At 63.3% G+C, this 769-nt stretch carries 1 protein-coding gene; it reads right to left on the bottom strand.

All coding sequences use genetic code 11. From position 1 onward, the window contains the following. Positions 1-769: GDP-mannose 4,6-dehydratase (gene gmd / locus B0919_RS24480; RefSeq protein ID WP_139362389.1), on the bottom strand; the 769-nt coding region annotated here is incomplete at both ends.

Raw genomic sequence — 769 nt, 5'->3', positions numbered from 1 at the left:
GCCATCCTGACGAAGTCGCGCACGGTGGTGGTCACGCCGGTGGCGATGACGAAGTCCTCGGGCGTGTCCTGCTGCAGGATGCGCCACATGGCCTCCACGTAGTCCTTGGCGTGGCCCCAGTCGCGCTTGGCGTCCAGGTTGCCCAGGTAGATTTTCTTCTGCAGGCCCATGGCGATACGCGCCGTGCCGCGGGTGATTTTGCGGGTGACGAAGGTTTCGCCGCGCAGGGGGGATTCGTGGTTGAAGAGGATGCCGTTGCAGGCGAACATGCCGTAGGCCTCGCGGTAGTTGACCGTGATCCAGTAGCCGTAGAGCTTGGCCACGGCGTAGGGCGAGCGGGGGTAGAAGGGCGTGGTCTCGGACTGGGGCACGGCCTGCACCAGCCCGTAGAGCTCGGAGGTGGAGGCCTGGTAGATGCGCGTCTTCTGCGTCAGGCCCAGCAGGCGCACCGCTTCCAGGATGCGCAAGGTGCCGATGCCGTCGGCGTTGGCCGTGTACTCGGGCGTGTCGAAGCTCACCTTCACGTGCGACATGGCCCCCAGGTTGTATATCTCGTCGGGCTGCACCTCCTGGATGATGCGGATCAAATTCGTCGAGTCCGACAAATCCCCGTAGTGCAGCTTGAAGCGCACGTTCGCCTCGTGCGGGTCCTGGTACAGGTGGTCGATGCGGTCCGTGTTGAACAGGGACGAACGGCGCTTGATGCCGTGCACCTCGTACCCTTTTTGCAACAGAAGTTCGGCAAGATAGGCACCATCTTGACCGGTGA

It is taken from the genome of Hymenobacter sp. CRA2, assembly GCF_002007105.1.
Lineage (GTDB): Bacteria > Bacteroidota > Bacteroidia > Cytophagales > Hymenobacteraceae > Solirubrum.
This window is presented reverse-complemented; position numbering and strand designations above follow the sequence as displayed.